Source organism: Brevibacterium sp. SIMBA_078 (assembly GCF_046534565.1).
Classification (GTDB): Bacteria; Actinomycetota; Actinomycetes; order Actinomycetales; family Brevibacteriaceae; genus Brevibacterium.
Map to the genome: position 1 here is coordinate 874,141 of NZ_JAWRYQ010000001.1, position 14,906 is coordinate 889,046.

A 14,906-nucleotide genomic window follows, 5' to 3' on the forward strand; every position below is an offset into this window, starting at 1 on the left:
GAAATCAGTAGGACAGGGCCCGATCGACACCATCGAAGATGCGATCGAGGTCGGGCAGGTAGTGCTCTTCCATCCGCGAACCGGGGTACGGGGTGTGGTACCCGCCGACCCGGATGACCGGGGCTTCGAGATTGAAGAAACAGCGTTCGGTGATGCGCGCGGCGATCTCCGAACCCAGCCCCAGGAAGGTCGGAGCCTCGTGGGCAACAACCAGACGGCCGGTCTTCGTCACGGACTTCTCGATCGTGGTGAAGTCGATCGGATTGAGGCTGCGCAGGTCGATGAGTTCGACGCTCTTGCCTTCCTCGGCAGCCGCGGTGACCACGTCCTGCGCCGTCGGCACCAGCGGGCCGTAGGCGACGAGGGTGACATCGGTGCCTTCGGACACGACGCGGGCGTCGTTCATGCCCAGCTCGCCTCGGGCCGACGTGTCGACATCCCCGCGCATCCAATAGCGACGCTTGGGTTCGAAGAACATCACCGGATCCTCGCTCTTGATCGCGTCCTGGATCATCCAGTACGCGTCATGAGCGTTCGACGGAGAGATGAGTCGCAGTCCCGCATGGTGGGCGAACACGGTCTCGGGGCTCTCCGAATGGTGCTCGGGTGAGCCGATGCCGCCGCCGTAGGGCACGCGGATGACCAACGGGATGTTCTCTTTGCCCAGGGTGCGGTTGTACAGCTTCGCCACCTGGGTGACGATCTGGTCGTAGGCCGGGAAGATGAACGCGTCGAACTGTATCTCGATGACGGGACGGTAGCCGCGGATGGCCATGCCGATCGAGGTGCCGACGATGCCGGACTCGGCCAGCGGGGCATCGATGACGCGCTGCGGACCGAAGTCCTTCTGCAGACCCTCGGTGACGCGGAAGACGCCGCCGAGTTTGCCGATGTCCTCACCGATGAGGACGACCTTCGGGTCGTCCTCCATGGCCTTGCGCATTCCGGCGGTGATCGCCTTAGAAAGGGGGAGTTTCTCCATCAGGCCTCACCCGCATCGGCGAACGAGGCCTGGTATGCCAGGAATTCGGCACGTTCCTCGTCGACGAGGGAGTGGGGTTCCGCGGTGACATGGGCGAACATCTCGACCGCGTCGGGGTTCTCCATGGTCATGCAGTTGTGGCGGATGCGTGCGGCGAGGGTGTCGGCCTCGGCGTCCACCTCGGCGAAGAATTCGTCGCTGGTCTCGGTGTGCTTGTCCAGGTAGGCCTTGAGGCGGGCGATCGGGTCGCGATCCTCCCAGATCTCCTCTTCGGCTTTGTCGCGGTACTTCGTCGGATCGTCGGCGGTGGTGTGGGCGCCGCGACGGTAGGTGAAGGCTTCGATGAGCATCGGGCCGTGGCCGGCGCGCACGGAGTCGAGGCTGGCACGGGCGACGGAGTACATCGCGATGATGTCGTTGCCGTCGACGCGGATGCCCGGGACTCCGAATCCTTCGCCGCGGGTCGACAGCGGGGCTGCGGTCTGGACGTGAGTGGGTTCGGAGATGGCCCACTGGTTGTTCTGGCAGAAGAACAGGACCGGGGCGTGGAATGCTCCGGCGAAGGTCAGCGCCTCGGAGACATCGCCCTGCGAGGTCGCGCCGTCGCCGAAGCAGGCGATGGCGACCGTATCGCGGTCGATGTCGCCGGTGCCGACGTCGCCGTCCATGGAGATGCCCATGGCGTAGCCGGTGGCGTGCAGAGTCTGCGAGCCGATGACGATGGTGTAGGTGTGGAACCGGTGCTCCTGCGGATCCCAGCCGCCGTGGTTCTGACCGCGGAAGATGCTGAGCAGGGTTTCGGGTTCGACACCGCGGGTGTAGGCGAGGCCGTGTTCGCGGTACGTGGGGAAGACGAAGTCTTGGGGGCGAGCGGCCCGTCCCATGCCGATCTGGGCTGCTTCCTGTCCGAACAGAGGTGCCCACAGGCCCAACTGTCCCTGACGCTGCAGGGCAGCTCCTTCGGCGTCGATGCGGCGGACCAGGACCATGTCCCGGTAGAAGCCGCGCAGATCCTCATCGGTGAGTTCTGCTGCGAAGGCATCGTACTCACCGGATTCGACGCGGTTTCCGTCTTCGGTGAGCATCTGGATCATTCTGGGCTCCGAGGACTGACTGTGGGCAGCGCCGGTTCCCACTGAAATGTTGGAGGTCATTTCAGTTCTCCTTTGTTCGAGGTCCATCTTCACCGGAGGTGACCAGTGGTGGACCGTGTCCGTCGGGCAGGCCCTCGGATGTGAGAACTCGCCCTCGAGTGATCTGATTCACAGGTGATATCACAATACCGAATCCACTCACTGCTTGCCACTCTCCCCATGCGGTTCGAGTATCAAAAGTGCAGGTCAGGAACAGACTATGGCCCGAGCTCGACACATGTGGCCGAGTTCCAAAGCCTTCCGTGGACAATTGTCGATCACGGCAGAGATGCTCCATCGTCCGACCAATGCACATCCGAGCACCGAGGCGGCCCTTTCGTTTCGATGCCGAGGGCCGTTCCGCGCGACCGAGTTCAGTGACGTTTGCGCTTGCCCTGGAAGTCGCGCGTCTTCGCGAGGTCTCCGGTGAAGAAGCCTGAGTTCTTCGAGGTGAAGCGGTCGATTGCGGGGTTCCCTCCCTTCAGCAGCAGACCGATCGAGGCCGCGTAGGCGACGGAGGAGTGCGCCGCCCCGGCCGAGGCGAACATCTCATCGAGTTCGGCATCGGTCTTGTCCGCCAGTTCGGGAACTTTGCGCAGTTCGTCGGGGTCGTAGTCGACGGTGATCGTCGACCAGTTCTTCGTCGCCGGGTTCTCATTGCCGTCGAGATCGGGGACGAGGTCCTGTTCGTGCTCGATCGAGAGCACGTCGATTCCCGAATCGATGGCGAAGTCGGAGATCGGAGCACCGACCGTCATCAGGGCCGTGACATTGACATCGTCGAGGAACGCCGGGTCCGCGGCCAGAGAGCCTGCGGTGATTCCACCCTGCGAATAGCCGACGAGCATGACCTCGTCGCCGCGGCCGATCCCGGCATCGGCGATCGCCTGGCGCACCATTTCGCGCATCACGGTGTCATTGCCGGCCATGCCCTGCACGTTCGTCGTCAGGTCCGTCGTATTGTCACCCGACTTCGGAGACCAGTCGGTGGTGGCGGGGACGTAGACGACATAGCGGGTCGTCCCATCGGGTCCGACGACCTCCTCGATGCGGACCTGCCCGGAATCGGCTCCGCGGTGGCAGTTCGCTTCGCGGATGAAGAGGTCTTCGACGTCACGCGGCGGCTCTTTGTGCGGAGCAGTCAGGCCCTTCGCCCTCCAGACTTCGACATCGGAGGGCAGCAGCAGTCCGAACGCGTTCGCACCTGCCAGGACCCAGATCGTCATCGACGTCGAATCGTGCGGCCAGAACGCGTGATCGCCTTCGGAGTCGAGGATGAACGGAGGCAGCCCGAGGAATCCGACGACGAAGCCCGGCAGCACATGCTCGATGACGGCCCCGGTGACGTCGGACTGTTCGAACGCGAACGTGATCAGCGCTTCCTTCGCTTTCGCCTTCGTCTTGCCCAAGTCGATGCCGAACTGCTTGGTGATGACATCGTCGAGACCGGTGACGTCGAGGATCTTCGTGACCACGACGACCTGGGCGCCGACGACGAGCGCTGCGGGAATGATGACGGGCAGGCTGAGCGCGATGATGCGGCCGGTCGCGTACCCGAGTGCGTCGAGCAGTCCGCCGAAGACTTCGCTGATGCCCTTCTCCGCCTGCCGGTAGGCGAAGGCAGCGGCTCGAACGGCGAGCAATGTGGCCTCGAGCTCGAGCACCGAGGCGGTCAGCTGGGCGTGGAACCGGATCCGGCAGGCATCGAGGTTGAGCGCCGTCGCCGGGGCGGGGACCTGAGTGAGCAGCGTCGCGAGGTCGAAGTCTCCGACAGCGGCTTCGATGGACAGTTCGCCGATGTCGGCGATGACGGTCTGCAGTGCGTCTCCGCTGCCGTCGGCGCGTTCGTCGACGGTGATCCGCCCGCCTCCGCGGGTGGTCGAACCGATCATCGCGGGTCTCCTCTCATGTCTCGCTCCCGGCCGGCCCCAGTCCTGGGTCCCCGCCGGCTACGAAGGCCACGAGTTCCCAGCGGTCAGAAGCTGCCGCCGTCAACTCGGAGCTCCAGCCGTGAGCGTCCGTGTGAGCACGGCGCTCAGCAGCTTTCGCACCGCTGATTCGCCGGCGGCGACGTCATCGTCGACGGTGACGGAATCACCGGCGCGCTCGATGACCGGCCGGAACCATGTCCCGCCCTCTCGTCGGAGGAACTCCAGCCCGGTCGCATCCCTTCCGGACGCCCAGCTGAGCGTGAGCACACAGTCCCGGTCGACGAGTTCGGTGAGATCCTCGACGACGTGCCCGATCCGTCCCGGTTCGATCCGGCGCAGCAGCTGGTGCCGCGCGAAGTCCTCAAGCCCCTCCCCTTGCAGCGCGAGGATCGCATGTCCGACTCCCGGACCCAGGCACAGTGCCAGATGGACGGTCTCGACACCCGACGACACGACGACGCTGATTCGCGTGCGCACTCGGTTGAGTTCGGAGGCGAAGCCGCGCAGCCATGCGGTGAGCACATCGAGATCCCGCTTCGCGCCCCCGTCGCCCTCGCCCAATCCCGAAGGTACGGCCGCAGTCGCCGAGGGTGCGGCCGCGGGCGCCGAGCCTGCGCTGGATCTCTCCTCCTCTGCCGAGGCGGCTCGGGAGTCCCGGTCGGCCCGGCGAGGGAGCAGATCGGGCGGCCAGAGACGACGCAGCCGTTCGGGCAGTCTGCTGATCCGGTCGAGGTCGACGACGATCCAACTGTCGATGCCGGCGCCCTCACGTTCGGCGGGGTGAGTGTTCACAGCTGGATCCGCCCGCCCACCGACACGACCTGCAGGTGGAGGTCATACGCCTCGGCGAGCTTCTCCGCCCTCTCACCCAACTTGTCGATCGATTCTGCACACGAGGCCACCCGGTCATCGAGCAGCGCTCCCGCCGGGGAATCCCATCCGTCGATCTGTCGGCAGCTCTGCGCCAGGGAGTGCAGCACCTCCGCTCGCCGTCTCCACTGTTCGCGATTGTGCTCCAATTCGTCAGTGATCATGCCTCTGCCCTCCGCCTGCCTGTTCGGCATCCGTGCCCGAATCACTCGACCGTAGGAGGCAGCGGTTCGAGCACGGAACCCTCGATTTCAGGGCTGGGGAAGAGACCTGAGCGTCCACAGCGCACAGATGTCGAAGTCGCCACCGAATCCACAAGGTGGGGTGCTCGAGTCCCGTCCGCCGCCGGCGTCTGACGATCGGTCGGCGCGGACGGGTGCCGCCCCAATGTGCCGCTCATGAGAAAATAAGGGCATGCCGACTGTTTCCCTTGCCGAAATCTCGCCCGCCATCGCTCTCGGACCGCTTGATGGTCGCTACCGCAAAGACACCGCTGACCTCGTCGATCACCTCTCCGAGGCGGCCCTCAACCGCAATCGCATCATCGTTGAGATCGAATGGTTCATCCACCTCGCACAGAACTCGGTGATCGAGGGCGTTCGCACGCTCACCCCCGATGAGGTCGATGAGCTGCGTGCCTTCGCCGCCGACTTCGACGCCGACACCATCGCCACGCTGGCCGCTCATGAAGCCGTCACCGTCCATGACGTCAAGGCCGTCGAATACACAATCAAAGAAGCCCTAGTGACGATCGGCGCCGAGGACCTCGGCGAGCTCGTCCATTTCTGCTGCACGTCCGAAGACATCAACAACCTGTCCTGGGCGCTGGGCATCAAAGGTGCCACCGAACAGGTGTGGCTGCCGCGAGCGAAGGCCCTCATCGACGCTCTCGCCGAGTCCGCCGCGGAACTGGCCGACGTTCCGATGCTCGCCCACACGCACGGGCAGCCGGCCACCCCGACGACGATGGGCAAGGAGCTCGCGGTCTTCATCCACCGCCTGCGCCGTCAGTACGAACGCATCGCCGCCACAGAGTTCCTCGGCAAGATCAACGGCGCCACGGGCACCTATTCGGCCCATCTGGCTGCTGTGCCGGGAGCGGATTGGCCGCAGATCGCCCGCACCTTCGTCGAAGACCGTCTCGGGCTGACCTTCAACTCGCTGACCACGCAGATCGAATCCCACGACTGGAACTCCGAGCTGTTCGCCGATGTCGCTCGGTTCAACCGGATCGCACACAACCTGGCCACCGATATGTGGACCTACATCTCGATGAACTACTTCAAGCAGATCCCCGTCGCCGGTGCGACCGGTTCGTCGACGATGCCGCACAAGGTCAATCCGATCCGCTTCGAGAACGCCGAAGCGAACCTCGAACTCTCCTGCGCCCTGCTCGATTCCCTCGGCTCGACGCTGATCACCTCGCGGATGCAGCGCGACCTCACAGACTCGACCTCGCAGCGCAACATCGGTGTCGCCTACGGCCATTCGGTGCTCGCACTCAACAATCTGATCAAGGGCCTCGGTGCCCTTGCCATCAACGAGGAGGCTCTGGCCGCCGACCTCGACGGCAACTGGGAGGTCCTCGGTGAAGCCGTCCAGTCGGTCATGCGTGCCGCCGGACTGCAGGGCGTGCCGGGAATGGACAACCCGTACGAAACGCTCAAGGAACTCACGCGCGGCAAGCGCATCAACCAGGCCGATCTGCAGACGTTCGTCGACGGTCTCGGGCTGCCCGAGGAGCGTGCCGAACTGCTCAAGGCTCTGACACCTGCCACCTACACCGGTGTCGCGGCTCAGCTCGCCGAGTCCGAGGTCTCTGACTGGAAGGCCCTCAGCGAAGGCTGATCACAGACCCTGACAACGCATCGAGGCCGGTCTCCGAATTCGGAGACCGGCCTCGATGTGCAATTCCCTGGTCGGCTGATGGCGTCCAGCGGCAGACCTTGCTGATCGGTTGACACCTCCCCGCTGCCGACCTCGCGGGTCGCAGGCACGTGACTCGCGGTTCGCAGTCGCCGCCCTCGCGAGTCAGCCTCGGGAGTCAGACGGAGGGGATGTCGAAGGTCGTCGTGAACTCCGGGACCTTCTCGTCGGTTCCCAGCACCTTGCCGGGTCCGCGTTCGTAGCGGATCGTGTAGGCATCCTGCTTCTCGTTCGGAACATACGCGAGCCAGCCCTGGTGGGTTCCGCCGTCACGGCGTCTGACGTCCTCGAAGGGTTCATAGCCGGCAGCTCGCATCTCGGCTTCGAGGCCGTCCGTCTGGTCGTATCGGTAGTCCGCCCCGCCGCCTTCGGAGATCTTGAAGGCTCCGGACTGGATGAGTCCGCTGTATTTCTGCCCCGGGGTGATCTTGACTTCGAGGAGGACGACTTCGCCGCCGAGTTCGATCGCCGATGCCCTCTTGGACGACTCGAAGTTCCGCACCGCAGAGAGCACCTCGATCTTGTCCTGCATCTCCGGATCCTCGAAGCTTTCGCCGATGCTGACCTGCCCCTGGCTGCCGGACGACGCGCCCGAACCCGAACCGGTGGCCCCGTCAGAAGACGAGGTCGACGACGAGGAGCCCGACGTCGACTGATCGGAACTCGAATCCTGACCACCGGTCTGGTCCTGGCCGTTCTGGTCGGCGTTCGACTCCTGGCCGTTCTGGTCGCCCTGATCCTGACCGTTCTGATCCTGGCTGCCCTGATCCTGAGCGTCGGCGTTCGACTGTTCTCCGGTCTGGCCCTGTTCGGGCTGGACGGCCTGGCTGATGAGCGAGCAGCCCGAGAAGGCGAGTGTGCAGCTGAGCACGGCCGCAGCGGTGAAGGTGGCACGCTTCATGCGTTTCATGATGACTCCTTGATCGGTCTCTCGCACTCGGGAGCAGGTCGCCCGAATGCGTGTTCTGAAACCAACTTATGAGTTCATCGCGCTCGAGATGTGCGCAGAGTGTGGCAGAACGGCAACGTCTGTCACCGATCGGCCGCAGCCCTCGAACGGGCACCGCGCCACAGCGAACAGACAGCGCCGACCCCGCCCGAATGCCTCGAACCAGTGCTCTCACGCAGGGACGAGATGCTTGTCCGCGTCCACCTCGGCGAGGGTCTTCTTGCCCATGCTGCGGGCGAGGATGAGGGTCGGGACTCCGGCGACGACGATGACGACGGTGGCGTAGATCGCCGGCGCCAGAGTGATTCCCGTCGACGACATGAGTGCCGTGGCGATGAGCGGCGAGAGTCCGCCGAACAGGACGGTGGCGACGTTGTAGCCGATCGCCATGCCGGAGAAGCGGCTCGTGCCGGTGAACTGCTCGGGCACCATGGCGGCGGCCACTGCGCTCCACCCGGCCGCGGGAATTGCGAGGAACGCAACACCGAAGACCGCCCCACTCGAGGAGCTGCCGCCAAGCAGAGCGTATGCGGGAATGATCGTGAACACGAAGACAGCCATGAGAACGGCCAGGGCGGGCTTGCGTCCGAATCTGTCGGAGGCGAGGCCGAAGAACGGCGTGACGACGATGGCGACGACGGCCGCGACCGTGCCCAGTGCCAGGGAACCGGAGTTCGGGACCTTCGCCACCTCCTCGATGTAGGTGGGCACATAGGTGATGTTGAGGAAGTAGCTGACCGAGCCGATCGACGAGATGAGGAAGGCGACGAGGATCGCCCGCGGCTGCTCGAGGATCGCGGTGATGAGCGGGGAGCGTTCGAGACCGACGTCCTTCTTGCCCTTGTTGTCCTTCTCCGCCTGCTGCAGCCGTTTGAAGGTCTCGGTCTCCTCCATCATCGACCGAAGCGGAACCATGATGATGGCAAGCACGGCGCCGAGGACGAACAGCAGCCGCCAACCCCAGGAATCCATCGCCTCGGGACTGAGCGTATTCGCCAGCAGCGCACCGGATCCCACGGCCAGAAGCGCGCCGACCTCGCTGTTGGCCGCGGCCCAGCTGGCAGCCAATCCGCGCTTTCCCGGTCCTGCCGATTCCATGAGGAAGACCATGATGCCGGTGTACTCGGCACCGACGGAGAATCCGGACAGGCAGCGAAGGGCGACCATGAGGACGCCGGCCCAGATGCCGATCGTGTCGTAGTTCGGAATCACCGCGATCCCGAGCATGGAGATCGCCATGAGGACCGCGGAGATGATGAGCGTCGAACGACGCCCGATCCGATCACCGAGGTGACCGAAGACCATCGCGCCCAAGGGCCGGAAGAGGAATCCCGCCGCACCGACCCCGAGGGTGAGCAGCAGGGAATCCGTCTGGTCGCCGAAGAATTCCTTGGTCAGGGTCGTGGCGACATAGAAGAAGATCGAGAAGTCGTACCATTCGACGACGGTGCCGAAGGCGGCGACGAACATCGACCTGCGCCGGCCTCTCTCCCGCTCTCGACTGCCTGCTTGGGCGGGTGATACGGGATGGTTCCGATCCGACGCTGTCATTCCCCGAGCGTACCAGCACGTTCGGACATGGGATACCGCCGAGGATGTCGGCAGTGATTGCGCCGCACATGTCGGCAGTCGACGCCAACCGGAATTATATTACTGACTGGTAGCATATTGGGGCAGTGATGATTACCCTGAAAAATATGGACTCACTTCTCAAGCAGGACGTGCGCATCCCGGTGTCGAGCCGGTCCGGTTCCAGCGATCTCGAGGGACATCTCTTCCTCCCCTCGGCCGACCCGCACGCGGTGCTGACGATCCACCCGGCCACCGCGACTCCCGAACGCTTCTACTTCTCCTTCGCCGAGGCGGCGGCTGCCCGTGGGTTCGCCGTGGTCACCTACGGCTTCCGCGGTGTCGGTGACCGGAGGGCGGCTCGCACCCATCGGCATCTGCGCATGCGCGACTGGATCTGCGAAGATGTGGCGGCCGCGGGCGCCTGGGCCGAGAAGAGGTTCCCTGATCTGCCGCATACGGCGTTGGGCCACAGCCTCGGCGGGCACGCTCTGCTCCTGGGCAGCGGCGGACAGCGGCTGTGCGGAATCGTCACAATCGCCACAGCGATGGTGGCGGCCCGCAGCATCGCACCCCGCAGCGAGCGCTTGCGAGTGGAAGTCGGCCTCGGAGTCTTCGGCAGGGTGGCCACACGTGTGTTCGGATATATGCCCGGCAGCCGAGTGGGACTCGGCGAGGACATCCCCGCCGCCGCCCTCTACGAATGGACGGACTGGCTGCGCCGCCCCCACTTCTTCTTCGACGACCCGAGTTTCGACGCCGAGGCCCGCGCCGCCCGACTGCGCACACCTGTCCTCGCCGTCGGCACCTCGGACGATCCCTGGGCGACCGGTGCGTTCATCGATGCGCTCACCGACCGCCTGCGGCTGGCTCCGGTGACGCGGCGCACCTTCGTCCCGGAGGAGCTCGGGGTGAAGAGCATCGGACATCACGGCCTCATGCGCCGATCCATCGCCGACGACGCCTGGCCGGAGATCCTCGACTGGCTCGAGACGAGAGCAGCGGAAGAATAGGTCACTATCGGAGATTCGCCGCGCCCAGAAGTATCCGTTTGCGACCACTTCTCGACCGCCGCGCGGCCAAAAGTGTCTGTTTGCGACCACTTCTCGGCTGACGCTGCGCCCTCAGATACGGCTGAGACCGAACAGCGAGTCGGTGAAGCGGTTGCCGAACATGGCAGCCGGGTCCAGACGGGCCCGCAGCTCGCAGAAGTCCGCGAATCGCGGATAGAGCTCGTTCAGGTCGGCGGCCGTGCGGGTGTGGATCTTGCCCCAGTGCGGTCGGCCGCCGTGCCGGCTCAGGATCTCCTCGACCACGCGGAAGTACTCGGCGAAGTCCTCCTTGATGAAGCGGTGGACGGCGATGTACATCGTCTCCCGCCCCGTCGCCGTCGACAGCGGCGCATCATCGGCGGCGGCGCACCTGACCTCGAGGGGGAATGAGATCGCCCACCCCTTGGCCTCGATGACGTCTCTGATCTCCCGAATCGCCTCGGACCCGGAGTCGAAGGGCAGCGCGTACTCCATCTCGTTGAACCGCACCCGCCGTGGGGTGACGAACACATCGTGACCCGGCGCCCGGTACGTCCGGTCTGCCACGACGGACTGAGCGATGCGATTGATCGAGGGCACCACGAACGGGACCTTGGCACCGAGCTCGACGGCCAGCCGCAGCGCCCCGTTCTCCACCACCTCTTTGTCGAGGAGGTTGAGCCACCGGTTGCGCACCCCCGCCTCGGCGAGGTGACCCGGCCCGGCCTGCCCGGGCTCGACCCGGGTGTTCGTCTTCGTCAGCACCGAATCGGTGTGCGGGAACCAGTAGAACTCGAAATGGTCGGCCCCGCGCATCCGCTCGGTCAGTCCGTCGAGGAGTTCGTCGAATCCGGCGACCTTCTCCTCGGCGATGAGGTCGAAGGCCGGCACGCACTGGAGTTCGACCTCGGTGATGATGCCGAGGACGCCGAGGCTGACCCGAGCGAGGTCGAAGATCTCCGGTTCCGCTGCGGCCGACAGTTCCCGCACGTTGCCGTCGGGGCCCATCAGGCTCAACCCCGTGACGGTCCCGGCGAACCCGGTGAACCCGATCCCCGTGCCGTGCGTGCTCGTCGAGATCGCCCCGGCCAGTGCCTGCGGATTGACGTCCCCCTGGTTCTCCAGGGCCAGACCGAAGGGTGCGAGGAGTGCGGGAATGTCCCGCAGCCGGGTGCCGGCGTGGAAGCGGACCCGGCCGGCCGCCTCGTCGACGGCGACGATCCCCGACAGTCCGTCGAGGCTGACCATGACGTCATCGCCAGCGGCCACGGGAGTGAAGGAATGCCCGGCTCCGACGACCCGCAGACGGTCCCCGGCCGCTGCTGCGGTCGTGACGATTCCCGACAGCTCCTCCGCCGAGGCGGGGCCCGAGAATGTGTGCGGATGTGCGTGGACGTGACCGGCCCAGTTCCGGAACGCATGCCGGCCATTCACTGCAGATCGGCCCGATGCACGGCCCGCAACCGTCTCCGCCACACGTTTCGCACCGCGACCGATCCGTTCGCCGCGCCCTGACTGCACTTCTCTCACAGCACCAGTCCCTCTCCCCGGTATGTCGACCAGGTGTCGATGATCGTCGACCCCGAGACGACAAGGAATTCGTTGAAATGTTCGGCCAGTTCGCCTGCTTTGGCGTGCCGGAACCACACGAGATCGCCGATGCGCAGCGATTCCGTGCCGGGCCCGGTCAGCGGAGTCTGCACCTCCCCGGGACCCTCGAGACCGGAGTATTCGAGACTCGGCGGCCAGGCGATGGTCGGCAGCCGGTCGGCACCAGGGACTCCCGAGGCGATGAATCCGCCCTTGAAGACCGTCACCCAACCAGGTGCAGGGCGTCTGACGACAGGGGTGACGAAGTACGCGGCGGGCCGATGCCGGAAGTGCGTATAGCCGTCGAAGAGTCCTGGGGAGAAGAGGCCGGATCCGGCAGCGAGTTCGGTCAGAGTGCCTTCGACGGAGCTGGATTCGAACGAGCCGGTTCCGCCGCCGTTGATGAATTCGAGGTCGGCGACCTCACGGACCGCGGCGATGACGGCAGCTCGTCGTTCGGCGAGTTCGGCGATCGAGGCCTTCTGCATGGCGCGCACGATCGTCTGCCGCACGGTTCGTCCGGCATCGGCGGTGCCGGCGATCTGCCCTTCGTAGAACATCAACCCGACGAGGTCGATACCGAACCGCGCGGCGACCTGCCGTGCGAGCGCGACGGCCGATCGCCCGTCACGGATCGGTGAGCGCCTGGCTCCGATATGGACGCGGTCGCCCAACCAGGATTCGGCCGGTCGATAGGAGGAGTCGACGTCGATGCACACCCGCACCGAGGCGGCTTCCGCCTCGGCGAGGTTCGTCGCGTCCTCCCCCGGAGCGGTCACGTCCGGGACAGTGCCGTCTGGAACGGTCACTTCCGGGGCGGAGCCCGGCCCCGCCTCGGCGAGGGATCTTCGGACGTCGTCGATGATGTCGAGGTGGTCCACGGAATCGATCATCACGGTGATGTTCGAGAGCGCATCCGCCTCGGCGATCATCCGCGCCAGGGCGGGACGGTCGAGGCTGGGATAGCCGATGACGATATCGCGGATGCCGCGGGCGTGGAGGAACAGTGCCTCGGGGACGGAATACGCGAGCACACCGGAATAGCCGGGATGGGCGAGCGCCCGGTCGATGGCGGCGGGCACGCGCAGGGACTTCGTGGCCAGCCGGATCGGCAGTCCGCGAGCGCGTTCGGCCAGGGCGTCGAGGTTGGCGTCGAAGGCGTCGAGATCGAGGACGGCGGTGGGTGCACAGGTTCCTTTCAGCGCACCCCGGAGACCACTCGACACCATATTGGGTAGTCTAGCCTGCGATGACCTACGTCACATGAATTAGGAAGCCGATGACCACAGACACCACCACCCACGTCTCCGAAGCAGGCACCGCCGGGACCGCATCCTCGCATGTCACCGCGGCGCTGCGGGACTTCCTCGACACCGATCCGTACGCGGATGCCTCCGGTTCGGGCGAGGTGATGCGCGGCGTCGAACCGTTCACCGGCCGAGAGGTCGACCGGTTCACTCGGAACACTCCTGCCGACATCGAAGCCGCCTACGCCACGGCCCGCATCGCCGGCCCCACGTGGGCTGCCCAGTCGGTGGAGCACCGGGCGAAGGTGCTCACTCGACTGCACGCCGCACTGGCTCGGAACGAGGATCTGCTCCTCGACATCATCCAGTACGAGACCGGCAAGGCTCGCATCCACGCCTATGACGAGATCCTCGATACCTACAACGTGCTGCGCCACTACGGGGTGATGGCCGCCCGCTATCTGCGTCCCGAACGTCGGCGCGGGGCGATCCCCGTGCTCACCCGCACCGAGATCACGCACACCCCGCTGGGTGTGATCGGTTTCATCACGCCGTGGAACTACCCGCTGACCCTGGGTGCGACCGACCTGTTCGCGGCCCTGACCGCCGGCAACGCCGTTGTCCACAAACCCGATTCGACGACGACGCTGACCTCGGTGTTCATGCGCAGGCTGGCGATCGCCGCCGGCCTGCCCGCCGAGGTCTGGCAGCTCGTGCCCGGACCCTCGTCCGAGGTCGGGCCTGCGCTCATGGCCGGTGCCGACGGAATCTCATTCACCGGGTCGACGGCCGCTGGGCGGTCGATCGCCGCCGAGGCGGGGCAGCGTCTGCTCCCAGCCGCACTCGAGCTCGGAGGCAAGAATCCCCTGATCGTCGCCGCCGATGCGGATCTGGAGAAGGCCGTCGAGGGTGCCGTGCGCGGATCGTTCTCCTCGGCCGGGCAGCTGTGCATCTCCATCGAGCGCATCTACGTCCACGAGGACCTCTATGAGACCTTCTGCGCCCATTTCGCCGAGGCGGCCCGCGCCTACCGCCTCAGCGCCGCGTTCGAGTACGGCCCGGACATGGGCACCCTGGCGGGACCGAAGCAGCTCGAGACGATCACCAACCATGTCGAGCAGGCACGCAGCGCCGGTGCCACGGTCCTCGCCGGCGGACGCCCGGTGCCCGATCTCGGCCCCTACTTCTACGCCCCGACAGTGCTCACGGATGTTCCTCCTGAAGCGGAGCTGCATCGGGAGGAGACCTTCGGCCCCGTCGTCTCCGTCTATTCGGTGCCGTCGGATGCCGCGGCGATCGCTGCCGCCAATGACAGCGACTACGGACTCTCGGCATCGGTGTACTCGCGCTCCCACGGGCGTGAGATCGCGCGGCAGGTCGAGGCCGGAATGGTCAACGTCAATGAGGTCTATCCGGCCAGCTGGGGATCCATCGACGCTCCGGCCGGCGGAGTCAAGGCCTCGGGCATGGGCCACCGGCACGGCCCCGAGGGCCTCCACCAGTTCATGCACTCGCACACGATTGCGGAGCAGCGCCTCCACCCGATCGCGCCGGCCGGCCCCCTTGATCAGGCGAAGTTCGCGAAGGCGATGACCGGGGCTCTGCAGGCCATGCGGTCTCTGCGCATGAAGTAGGGAGCGCGGCACCGTCGGGCACGGCCCAGTTGATGGGTGAAACT

General features: G+C 65.8%; 12 protein-coding genes. 3 read left to right on the top strand and 9 right to left on the bottom strand.

Annotated features, from left to right (window positions below; all coding sequences use genetic code 11):
• Nucleotides 1-4: 4 nt before the first annotated feature.
• The 5 genes from SB749_RS03910 to SB749_RS03930 all read right to left on the bottom strand — a co-directional run bounded on the left by SB749_RS03910 (nucleotide 5) and on the right by SB749_RS03930 (nucleotide 5,080).
• Nucleotides 5-982 carry an alpha-ketoacid dehydrogenase subunit beta gene (locus SB749_RS03910; protein ID WP_410709137.1) on the bottom strand — a complete coding sequence of 326 codons (978 nt, stop codon included), beginning with the start codon at nucleotides 980-982 and terminating at the stop codon, nucleotides 5-7.
• Entirely contained in the window at nucleotides 982-2,136 is a 1,155-nt protein-coding gene (gene pdhA / locus SB749_RS03915; RefSeq protein ID WP_410709139.1) for a pyruvate dehydrogenase (acetyl-transferring) E1 component subunit alpha, read from the bottom strand. The genes SB749_RS03910 and pdhA overlap by 1 nt, the downstream gene beginning before the upstream one ends.
• A 353-nt stretch (nucleotides 2,137-2,489) precedes the next feature.
• Nucleotides 2,490-4,007, bottom strand: coding sequence for a hypothetical protein (locus tag SB749_RS03920; RefSeq protein ID WP_410709141.1), 1,518 nt, complete (start codon nucleotides 4,005-4,007; stop codon nucleotides 2,490-2,492).
• Between the two features lie 99 nt (nucleotides 4,008-4,106).
• Nucleotides 4,107-4,838 carry a hypothetical protein gene (locus SB749_RS03925; protein ID WP_410709143.1) on the bottom strand — a complete coding sequence of 244 codons (732 nt, stop codon included), beginning with the start codon at nucleotides 4,836-4,838 and terminating at the stop codon, nucleotides 4,107-4,109.
• Nucleotides 4,835-5,080 (bottom strand): hypothetical protein, encoded by a 246-nt coding sequence (locus SB749_RS03930; protein ID WP_410709144.1) that lies wholly within the window; start codon nucleotides 5,078-5,080, stop codon nucleotides 4,835-4,837. Before SB749_RS03930 ends, SB749_RS03925 begins: the two co-directional genes overlap by 4 nt.
• A 250-nt stretch (nucleotides 5,081-5,330) precedes the next feature.
• On the opposite strand from SB749_RS03930, the gene purB reads away from it, so the two are divergent.
• The gene (gene purB, locus SB749_RS03935; RefSeq protein ID WP_410709145.1) at nucleotides 5,331-6,764 is read left to right on the top strand and encodes an adenylosuccinate lyase; all 1,434 of its coding nucleotides are present in this window, start codon (nucleotides 5,331-5,333) and stop codon (nucleotides 6,762-6,764) included.
• A gap of 196 nt (nucleotides 6,765-6,960) precedes the next feature.
• Here purB and SB749_RS03940 read toward each other — a convergent pair whose 3' ends face one another.
• Nucleotides 6,961-7,752, bottom strand: coding sequence for a transcriptional regulator (locus SB749_RS03940; protein WP_410709146.1), 792 nt, complete (start codon nucleotides 7,750-7,752; stop codon nucleotides 6,961-6,963).
• 210 nt (nucleotides 7,753-7,962) lie between these two features.
• Nucleotides 7,963-9,342, bottom strand: coding sequence for an MFS transporter (locus SB749_RS03945; protein ID WP_410709147.1), 1,380 nt, complete (start codon nucleotides 9,340-9,342; stop codon nucleotides 7,963-7,965).
• A 146-nt stretch (nucleotides 9,343-9,488) separates the two neighbouring features.
• On the opposite strand from SB749_RS03945, the gene SB749_RS03950 reads away from it, so the two are divergent.
• Nucleotides 9,489-10,373: an alpha/beta fold hydrolase gene (locus SB749_RS03950; RefSeq protein ID WP_410709149.1), complete on the top strand. Its 885-nt coding sequence runs from the start codon at nucleotides 9,489-9,491 to the stop codon at nucleotides 10,371-10,373.
• 111 nt (nucleotides 10,374-10,484) lie between these two features.
• Here SB749_RS03950 and SB749_RS03955 read toward each other — a convergent pair whose 3' ends face one another.
• Both SB749_RS03955 and SB749_RS03960 read right to left on the bottom strand, forming a co-directional pair.
• Nucleotides 10,485-11,921 carry a D-arabinono-1,4-lactone oxidase gene (locus tag SB749_RS03955; RefSeq protein ID WP_410709150.1) on the bottom strand — a complete coding sequence of 479 codons (1,437 nt, stop codon included), beginning with the start codon at nucleotides 11,919-11,921 and terminating at the stop codon, nucleotides 10,485-10,487.
• The gene (locus SB749_RS03960; protein ID WP_410709151.1) at nucleotides 11,918-13,210 is read right to left on the bottom strand and encodes an amino acid deaminase/aldolase; all 1,293 of its coding nucleotides are present in this window, start codon (nucleotides 13,208-13,210) and stop codon (nucleotides 11,918-11,920) included. The genes SB749_RS03955 and SB749_RS03960 overlap by 4 nt, the downstream gene beginning before the upstream one ends.
• A gap of 50 nt (nucleotides 13,211-13,260) precedes the next feature.
• Here SB749_RS03960 and SB749_RS03965 point away from each other — a divergent pair, with 50 nt between their 5' ends.
• The gene (locus SB749_RS03965; protein WP_410709152.1) at nucleotides 13,261-14,862 is read left to right on the top strand and encodes a succinic semialdehyde dehydrogenase; all 1,602 of its coding nucleotides are present in this window, start codon (nucleotides 13,261-13,263) and stop codon (nucleotides 14,860-14,862) included.
• Nucleotides 14,863-14,906 lie beyond the last annotated feature (44 nt).

Excerpts from the sequence above, each read along its gene's own strand:
- SB749_RS03910 (WP_410709137.1), bottom strand. The coding sequence starts at position 982 with ATGGAGAAACTCCCCCTTTCTAAGGCGATCACCGCCGGAATGCGCAAG.
- pdhA (WP_410709139.1), bottom strand. The coding sequence starts at position 2,136 with ATGACCTCCAACATTTCAGTGGGAACCGGCGCTGCCCACAGTCAGTCC.
- SB749_RS03920 (WP_410709141.1), bottom strand. The coding sequence starts at position 4,007 with ATGATCGGTTCGACCACCCGCGGAGGCGGGCGGATCACCGTCGACGAA.
- SB749_RS03930 (WP_410709144.1), bottom strand. The coding sequence starts at position 5,080 with ATGATCACTGACGAATTGGAGCACAATCGCGAACAGTGGAGACGGCGA.
- purB (WP_410709145.1), top strand. The coding sequence starts at position 5,331 with ATGCCGACTGTTTCCCTTGCCGAAATCTCGCCCGCCATCGCTCTCGGA.
- SB749_RS03940 (WP_410709146.1), bottom strand. The coding sequence starts at position 7,752 with ATGAAACGCATGAAGCGTGCCACCTTCACCGCTGCGGCCGTGCTCAGC.
- SB749_RS03945 (WP_410709147.1), bottom strand. The coding sequence starts at position 9,342 with ATGACAGCGTCGGATCGGAACCATCCCGTATCACCCGCCCAAGCAGGC.
- SB749_RS03950 (WP_410709149.1), top strand. The coding sequence starts at position 9,489 with ATGGACTCACTTCTCAAGCAGGACGTGCGCATCCCGGTGTCGAGCCGG.
- SB749_RS03960 (WP_410709151.1), bottom strand. The coding sequence starts at position 13,210 with ATGGTGTCGAGTGGTCTCCGGGGTGCGCTGAAAGGAACCTGTGCACCC.
- SB749_RS03965 (WP_410709152.1), top strand. The coding sequence starts at position 13,261 with ATGACCACAGACACCACCACCCACGTCTCCGAAGCAGGCACCGCCGGG.